Source organism: Okeania sp. SIO2C2 (assembly GCF_010692625.1).
Classification (GTDB): domain Bacteria; phylum Cyanobacteriota; class Cyanobacteriia; order Cyanobacteriales; family Microcoleaceae; genus Okeania; species Okeania hirsuta.
The window spans coordinates 15,372-23,900 of the sequence record NZ_JAAHGM010000089.1 but is presented as its reverse complement, the minus strand read 5'-3'; the positions used below and the strand labels follow the sequence as shown (position 1 = coordinate 23,900).

Here is an 8,529-nt window from a genome sequence, read left to right as displayed (position 1 = left end):
TGATTTATGGCCAGGAGCAGTAGTAGTTATGGATAATTTACCCGCACATAAACTAGCATCAATTGAACATAGAATTGAATCTGTAGGAGCTAAAGTCATAAATTTATCTCCATATTCTCCTGATTTTCATCCCATTGAATTATGGTGGTCACAATTAAAATCTTTTTTACGGAGCTTTTCTCCAACTACAGCAAAAATGGTTGATAGAATCATCTCTGTGGCAATTAACTTAATGAATCCTCAACATTTAAAAAACTGGTTTGCTAAGTGCTGTTACTGTACCTCATAACAACGGAAAGCGCTGTAAGAAGAAAGAGTAGTATAAGAGAAAGTTTTTTGTTAACTAATTATTCAGGCATGATATCATACCTCAAATCACCAACACCGCTAAATTAAATTCGGTAATCAGAGGATGGGTAACTACTACTCAACTCTAGTCAGTAAGGAGACATTTAAAAAACTAATAAATTAAATCCGGTAATCAGATGATGGGTAACTACTACTCAACTCTAGTCAGTAAGGAGACATTTAAAAAACTAAATAGTCTCCTTTGAAGCTAGAAGCTCGGTTTTTTCCATAACGTTATTAAACGGACATAATATTATAAGTAGTGATGTCAGTAATATTAATAAATATGGCGATCTAATCTGAGAAAAACAATTTCAACCCCAGCAAGCAAATTATAGCGATCGCTACAGAGAAGGATTTGCTTTAGAGTGCAAAGTCATTAAGCAAACCCAGAAAATAATTGCCATGGACAATATCATTATTCTGATTCCTTTTTATCATCATTTTGTCTTTTTCCTGTCAAATATTTTTACAGTTGAAACCAAAATGGTATTTAGTCTTTACCTACCTAATGACATAATCTATAGCAGTAGAGTTATTGGCTCTTATTTTTGTGAACCCCATCAAAATTAGTACGCTTTAACTATATATAAATACAGATGTCAAAAACAATGATATTAGTTATGATATTAGTGAATGTTCAACTAATCAAAATAATATAATTTCCTAATATTAGCGAGTAAAAAGTTATGAAATCTGATGTCAATAGTTTGCGCACCTGCCAAAAACAGTTAGTTGATTTACAAAATGAAAATGCTATTATTCAAGAACGTTTATATCAGTTGGAGCAAATATTAGATATTTTACCTGAAAACTTGATTTGTCAAAATTTGACGAACCAGGAAATATTTTATAGTAATCGTGCTTTTCAACAACTCAGCAATGAAAATCAAACAGAAATTTTAAAATTCAGCAGGGAGACAAACCATAGACATCCAGTAGAAAAAACTACCCAACTCAAACTAAATGATCATACAGAAGAACGCTATTTAGCTATCCATCAAATTCCTCTGCGTAATAGTCAAGGAAAAATTAGTTATTTAGTAACATTTTCTCAAGATATCACTGAATTGAAACAGGTTCAAAAGTCGCAACAGTTATTATACTCAATTATCAATAGCTTACCTCAAATGATTTTTTGGAAAGACCGCAACAGCGTTTTTTTAGGGTGCAACCGTTATGCTGCTCAAATTTGTGGTTTTTCATCACCTACAGAAATTATTGGTAAAACTGATTACGATCTCCCTTCGACCAAAGAAGAATCTGAGTGGTATCGGGAGTGCGATTTGAGAATTATGGAAACTAACACCCCAGAGTTTAATATTATAGAAACCCAACATCGTCCAGATGGTAGTCAAGCTTGGATCGAGACGAACAAAATACCACTCCATGACCAAGAAGGAAATGTGACAGGTATAGTAGTATCCATCGAAGATCTCACTGAGAAAAAGCACACAGCAGCACAACTACAAGAAGTTACAGCTTGTTGGCAACGTATTGCTGATAGCACCCCTGGACTTTTTTATCAATATTACCAATCTCCTACAAATCCTATAGGAAAATTTACTTTTCTGAGCGACGGTTGTGATGATATCTACGAAGTCGAACCAGAAGTTGCCCTTCAGGATAATAGTATGTTGTGGGAATTAGTTCACCCCGACGATCTCCCTACTGTTCAGCAGTCTGTAACTCAGGCATTCAAACTTGAAGCAATATGGCAAACAGAATATAGAATTACCACTCCTTCTGGCAAGTTCAAGTGGCTACAAGCAACTGCAATGCCATGCAAACAAAAAGATGGAAATGTCTATTGGGATGGCATTATTCTTGACACTACTGAACTAAAGAAAACTGAAGTTGCCTTGCGTCAGAGCAAAAAAAAATTAAGATATTTTTTTGAAAAGTCTCCTCTAGCTGCAATAGAATTTGATGCTGATTTTCGCGTTGTTGACTGGAATCATACTGCAGAAAAAATCTTTGGTTATAGCAAAGCAGAAGTCTTTGGTAAGTCAACCTCAGAATTTAATCTTGTTCCTCCCTCAGCTCAGGATGATGTAGCTCAAGTAATTCAACAGTTACTTGCAGGAACAGGAGGAACATTCAATATTAATGAAAACATAACTAAAACAGGAAAAATTATTATTTGTGAGTGGCACAATTTTGCGTTTTATGATGATGCTCATCAGCTAATTAGTCTTTTCAGTATGGCACATGATGTCACAGAACGCCAAAAAATTCAGTCTGAATTAGTCGAACAACGACAGTTACTCAGAACTATTGTAGATACTTTGCCCCAAGCTATTTTCTGGAAAGACTGCAATAGTATTTACAAAGGTTGTAATAGTACGTTTATTAGAGAAATCAATCACCAATCTTGCGAAGAAATTGTTGGTAATACAGACTATAATTTTGCCTTGAGTGAGGAGAAGGCAAGATTAGAACAACAGAGCGATCAAGAAATTATGTTATCTGGCAAACCACAAATGCACTTAGTTGAACAAAGACAGCTACCTAATGGCAATCTGGTTTGGTTAGATACTTGCAAAGTTCCTTTAGTTGATGAAAAAGGTAGAATATTCGGTATTCTCGGTACTTATGCAGATATCACTGAACGCAAGCGAGTAGAAGAACAACTCAAACAGCAAATGATGGCAATTGAAGCAGCAATTGATGGGATTGCAATTTTAGTTGATGGAGAACATTACTCATACATAAATCATGCTCATGTGCAGATTCTCGGGTACGATAACCCAGAAGAGTTACTGGGTAAAAGTTGGCAGATTTTATATGAACAGGAACAAATAGAACGTATAAAGAAAGAGGCTTTTCCTATAATTTCTCAACAAGGTTTTTGGCGGGGAGAGTGTGTTGCTAAACGCAAAGATGGTACAAAGTTCTTCCAGGAAATTGCTTTGACAATGACAGATGTAGGACTTATTTGTATTTGTAGGGATATTAGCAATCGCAAGCAAGCAGAAGCCAAAATCAAAGAGAGTTATAACTTATTAAATGGAGTAATTAATAGTACGACAGATTTAATTTTTGCCAAAAATTTACAAGGAGAATTTCTGTTAGTTAACACTGCTTTTGCCAATAGTTTTAATAAATCAGTTGAGGATATTCTTGGCAAGGATGATACAGCTATATTGCCTCTTGAAGTTGTACGAGAAGTCAGAGATAACGATCGCCAAACTATTAATAGTGGCATTTCAAAAGATTATGAGGAAATTGTGCCCATACAAGGTCAACTCAGAACCTTCCTCACGACAAAAACACCTTTTCAAGATGCTGAAGGCAATATTATTGGTATTGTAGGTATGACAAGAGATATTACTGAACTCAAGGGTACTGAACAAAAGTTACGAGAAAAGGTTCAACGAGAACAACTTTTTAACCAAATTATCAGTCAGATACGCCAGTCTCTGGATATTGAAACTATTTTAAATACTACTCTCAATAGAGTTCGGGAGTTGATGCAAACAGATCGATGCCTTTTTTCCTGGTATTGCACTGATGCAGAAGAACCTTATTGGTATTCTAGTAATGTATCTCAAATTCCAGGTTTGCCCGATATACCAGATAAATATCCAGCTTCAATATTCGGTTCGATCAATCAGAAGGCTTTGCATTTAGAAGTTATCAAAGTAGTTGATACTGACTTAGAACCAGATCGAATCTTTAGAAAATTGCTCAAATCAATAGGAATTCAATCTTTTCTGTCTGTTCCCTTTCAAAAAACATCAGGTCAAATTGGAGCATTAGTATGTCATAATCACACTCAGATAAGCCACTGGAGTGATACAGAAATTAGTTTACTAAAAGCTGTAGTGGAACAGTTAGATATTGCCTTGACTCAAGCAGAACTATATAATCAAAGTCGCAGCAAGACAAGAGAATTACAAACTACTCTCAAAAAATTGAAGCGGACTCAAGCTCAGATGATTCAAAATGAAAAGATGTCTAGCTTGGGTCAACTTGTAGCAGGAATAGCTCACGAAATTAATAATCCCGTCAGTTTTATTTACGGCAATCTTTCTCATGCTAAGGAATATACTCAAAATTTATTCAATTTGATTGAGCTATATCAAACCCATTATCCTCACCCACATTCTGAAATTCAGGAAGAAATAGAAGCGACAGAATTAGAATTTTTGCAAGAAGATTTACCAAAACTTTTTAATTCAATGAAGCTAGGAGCTAATCGTATTGAAAATATTGTCAAATCTTTGAGAAATTTTTCACGCCTTGACGAAGCTGAACAGAAACAAGCTAACCTCCATGAAGGAATTGATAGTACTCTTACTATTTTATACAATCGCATTAATAGGCGAGATCATCTTCCGGCAATAGAGATTGTTAAAAATTATGGTAATCTTCCACCAGTGGAATGTTATCCAGGACAGCTTAATCAGGTATTTATTAATATTATTAGTAATGCCATTGATGCTATTGAAGAAAAAGATGCAAAGCGGACTACCGAACAAATTAAATTAGAACCAAGTCTAATTGACATTTCCACTAAAGTTGTTGGTAAATTTGTACAAATGTGTATTCGGGATAATGGACCTGGTATTGCACCAGAAGCTAAAGAACATCTTTTCGATCCTTTTTTTACCACTAAGGATATTGGTAAAGGTACTGGACTAGGATTGTCTATTAGCTATGAAATTGTAGTTGAGAAACATGGCGGTAGCCTAAAATTTAACTCTAATCTTGGAAAAGGTACAGAGTTTGTGATCAAAATTCCGATGAAGCTCAGTAGTCAATAGCTAATAGACATCTCCAGAAAAGAGGGAACAGGGAACAGGGAACAGGGAACAGGGAACAGGGAACAGGGAACAGAGAAGAATAATTGATAATTTCTGGATAAGAATTGATTTTATTTTTTATTTTTGGAGATGTCTAATACACATCTGCGAAAAAGAATGGACTTTTTGCAGAAGTAGGGAACAGGGAACACTTAATATCATGTTCGGTAGAACAGTTATAATTAGGCTCGTAGTTTTGCTCTATCCCTAATATAAATATTGTAAGGGCTAGAGCAAAACTACAAACAAAAACTTTGTTATAAGTAATTATCCGTTAGTGCAGCTCCCCCGGAGGGAGGACATTATATAATATCATGTCCGGTAGAACAGTTATAAATAAACGACGGAGGAGTCAGGTAGGGGAGCCGTCAGATTGGCGACGTACAGGAGTCAGGAGTCAGGAGGGAAGAAAGGAGAAGAGAAGGAGAAAGTTTTTTTATCACTAATTATCCGGACATGATATAACTGTGGACAGGGAATAGATTTTCACGCCAAAGACACGAAAAATTATTTTGTAAGTGACTGTTACAACTCTAGCTTATGTTAAATAAAGAGCAAGTTTATTTTCTGGAGATAGCTAATAGTTAACTAATTAAGATTTTATGAAGATGGTATTAAACGTTTTCTCATAGATTCTGCACGTCTTTTCGCAGTATCATTGTTTGGGTCACATTTTAGTGCTGACTCATACGCTTCTAAAGCTTGAGCAGTTAATTTTTTCTTCTCATAAACATGACCCAAATTATTGTAGGCAGTTACATAACTAGGGTCTATTTTTAATGCTTCTTTATATTGCCTAATAGCAATATCGTATTGGTCTTTAGCAAAGTAAGAAAAACCAAGAGCATTATAAATTTTAGCAAAACTTTCTGAATTTTCTGAACCTTTTAATTTCAGAGATTTTTGTAACAATTCAGTTGCTTGAGAATACAATTTTTTTTCTAAAAATATACTGCCAAGCTGATAATATTCATCTATTGTTCCCTGTTCTTTTGTCAGTTTACTTTTCAAATTAGAAAGCTGAATTTCAGTTTTCCTTGTCTTCGCAATCTGGCGAATGACAAATATACCTGCCACAGACAATAATATCAGTAGTATTAATAGGTATAAAACTGGTAGAGTGCTATCCATAATTAATATTAATTTTTATAAGTAATAAGGCTAGATTTGAAATCTTATGGAGTGGAGTAGGAAGTAGGAAGTAACTGTCATAAAAATTCCCGGTTCCCAACTCCCTAAATCTTCTAGTTGATATTATCCTTTAGCTTGACTTGCTAATTCAACTACTTTAGCAAAAGTTTCAGGATCTAAAACTGCTAATTGGGCTAACATTTTACGGTTAATGGCAATATTAGTTTTTTTCATATTACCTATCAGTTGACTATAACTCATGCCCTGTTGACGAGCTGCAGCATTTATCCGAGTAATCCATAAACGACGGAAGTCCCGTTTGCGTTTACGGCGATCGCGATAGGCATTGCGTAACGCCTGCATAACTCGCTGGTTAGCTACTTTAAATAGTTTAGACTGTCTACCTCTAAATCCTTTAGCTAGTTTAAGAACTTTGTTACGGCGTTTACGGGCAACATTACCTCTTTTGACTCTGGTCATAAATTTTCCCCTAAAATTTTACAAATATGGAAGCATTAAACGTACATTTTCTTCATTAGTCTCATGGACAAGAGCCATTTTAGAAAGACGACCCTTGCGAGTGGAGCTTTTATGTTGCAACAGATGACTCTTAAAAGCTTTACGACGCATGATTTTTCCACTGCCTGTGACTTTAAAGCGTCTAGCTGCCGCCTTGCGAGTTTTTAGTTTTGGCATGATTTGCAGTAATTTTAGACACAATGTTTTATTATAGCACAAAAATTTGTTAAAATCAAATACCTATTTTATTGGATATGTCCAGAAAAGAGGGAATAGAAAACAGGGAACAGGGATAAATAATTGATGATTTATATAGGACTTAACTTTTTTTCTTGCTCTTAAGCTTCCTGCCTCTTCCTTCTTCCTTATTCCTGACCTTTGCTACCAGACATGATATTAGATTTGGACTTCAAGTTTGACCTAACAACAACCTTATGATAAAAAAATCAGACTAGACTACTTTGCGCTTCATTGATGAGCAAAGTTTTCTAATCACAATTACCGAAAAATTAAGGTATAAAGCCTCTCCATTCATGGAGAAAAAAGCGGTGGAGGGATGGCGAACCGCGTTTGCGGTAGCATTCCGTAAGGAAAGCAGCTCTGATCAGAGCTGCTTTCGGAGCCATATCCAATCGACTAAGAGAAGAAAAAAAATCCATCGATCCAATCCTCTTATTTATAAGAAGAGGTAATTCTAAATTCTAAATTCTAAATTCTTGAACCCCAAAGTAATGATACTAAATGTTTAGTCTTCCTAGTAAAATTGAGGCAATTTTATACCTCAAAGGACAACCCCTCTCCATTTCTGAAATTGCTGAAATTGCCAAATGTGAGCGTGGCCAAGTTAAAGATGCTTTAATCGAATTAATGTCTGAATATGCCCATCGACATACTGCCTTAGAAGTTATAGAAACAGAAAAAGGTTATAGTCTTCAACTCAAAGCAACTTTTGCTGAGTTGATAGAATCTTTGATTCAACCAGAGTTGGGAGTAGGTGCTCTGAGGACTTTAGCAGCGATCGCCCTCAAAGGAGGTATTACTCAATCAGAATTAGTAGATATTCGTGGTTCAGGAGTTTATCAGCACGTTCCAGAACTTGTTACCTTGGGGTTTGTTCGTAAACGTCGTCAAAAGGAATCTCGTTCTTATTGGTTACAAGTCACAGATAAATTTCATCAGTATTTCCAACTAGATCAACTTCCCCAACAATTATCACTTGACCTTAATTCTTTATCTAATGATGAAGAGGAATAAAATTTGGAAATACAAATAATTCTTAAGTAGGCAGAATCGTATCCACTCAATATAATAGACATCTCCTCCAAATGAGGCAGTAGGCAGCTTTGCTGTAGGCAGTAGGGAACCCACCCCTCGCCCCTCCCCCTCCCAGGAGGGGAAATAATTGATAATTTATGTGTGAGAATTGATTTGATTTTTGATTTTTACCAGATGTCTAATGGGATAGGCAATAATTATAACTGCCAAGGCCAATCAAAGGGATGATAGAAGAGCGAGCATATGGGTTCAATCAATAAGGGTAGCCAAAATAAGAATATTGTATGAACGAAAACGATTATTATTAAATCAATTTGTTGCAGATTTTGTTGTGAAGTTAAGTTTTGGTCTATTGTTATAAAAGCATCAAAACTTGATGATGCTAATTTTAACAACTCTCCATTTTTTATTCCTGCCCAACCTTGTTCTGGAACTGTTATTACTTGAT

At 35.3% G+C, this 8,529-nt stretch carries 7 protein-coding genes and 1 pseudogene; 4 read left to right on the top strand and 4 right to left on the bottom strand.

The genetic code is table 11. The features are described from left to right. The 3 genes from F6K18_RS33240 to F6K18_RS33230 form a co-directional block, all read left to right on the top strand. Window positions 1-289: transposase (locus F6K18_RS33240; protein ID WP_287527275.1), on the top strand; the 289-nt coding region annotated here is incomplete at its 5' end. Between the two features lie 748 nt (window positions 290-1,037). Continuing rightward, window positions 1,038-5,117: a PAS domain S-box protein gene (locus F6K18_RS33235; protein WP_287527273.1), complete on the top strand. Its 4,080-nt coding sequence runs from the start codon at window positions 1,038-1,040 to the stop codon at window positions 5,115-5,117. Window positions 5,118-5,470: 353 nt separating this feature from the next. Further along, complete coding sequence (locus F6K18_RS33230; RefSeq protein WP_287527271.1) at window positions 5,471-5,602, top strand: hypothetical protein; 132 nt, start codon at window positions 5,471-5,473, stop codon at window positions 5,600-5,602. A gap of 154 nt (window positions 5,603-5,756) precedes the next feature. Here the strand turns inward: F6K18_RS33230 and F6K18_RS33225 are convergent, their stop codons facing one another. The 3 genes from F6K18_RS33225 to rpmI form a co-directional block, all read right to left on the bottom strand. Next, window positions 5,757-6,287 (bottom strand): tetratricopeptide repeat protein, encoded by a 531-nt coding sequence (locus F6K18_RS33225; RefSeq protein WP_287527269.1) that lies wholly within the window; start codon window positions 6,285-6,287, stop codon window positions 5,757-5,759. A 123-nt stretch (window positions 6,288-6,410) separates the two neighbouring features. Then, a complete protein-coding gene (gene rplT / locus F6K18_RS33220) occupies window positions 6,411-6,767 on the bottom strand; it encodes a 50S ribosomal protein L20 (protein WP_124142898.1) in 357 nt (118 codons plus the stop codon). 18 nt (window positions 6,768-6,785) lie between these two features. Beyond that, window positions 6,786-6,983, bottom strand: a complete 198-nt coding sequence (gene rpmI, locus F6K18_RS33215; RefSeq protein WP_124142915.1) for a 50S ribosomal protein L35 — start codon at window positions 6,981-6,983, stop codon at window positions 6,786-6,788. A 564-nt stretch (window positions 6,984-7,547) separates the two neighbouring features. Here rpmI and scpB point away from each other — a divergent pair. Next, window positions 7,548-8,060, top strand: a complete 513-nt coding sequence (scpB, locus tag F6K18_RS33210) for an SMC-Scp complex subunit ScpB (protein ID WP_287274214.1) — start codon at window positions 7,548-7,550, stop codon at window positions 8,058-8,060. A 218-nt stretch (window positions 8,061-8,278) separates the two neighbouring features. Here the strand turns inward: scpB and F6K18_RS33205 are convergent. Continuing rightward, window positions 8,279-8,529, bottom strand: a pseudogene (locus F6K18_RS33205) (hypothetical protein); the annotation flags it as partial.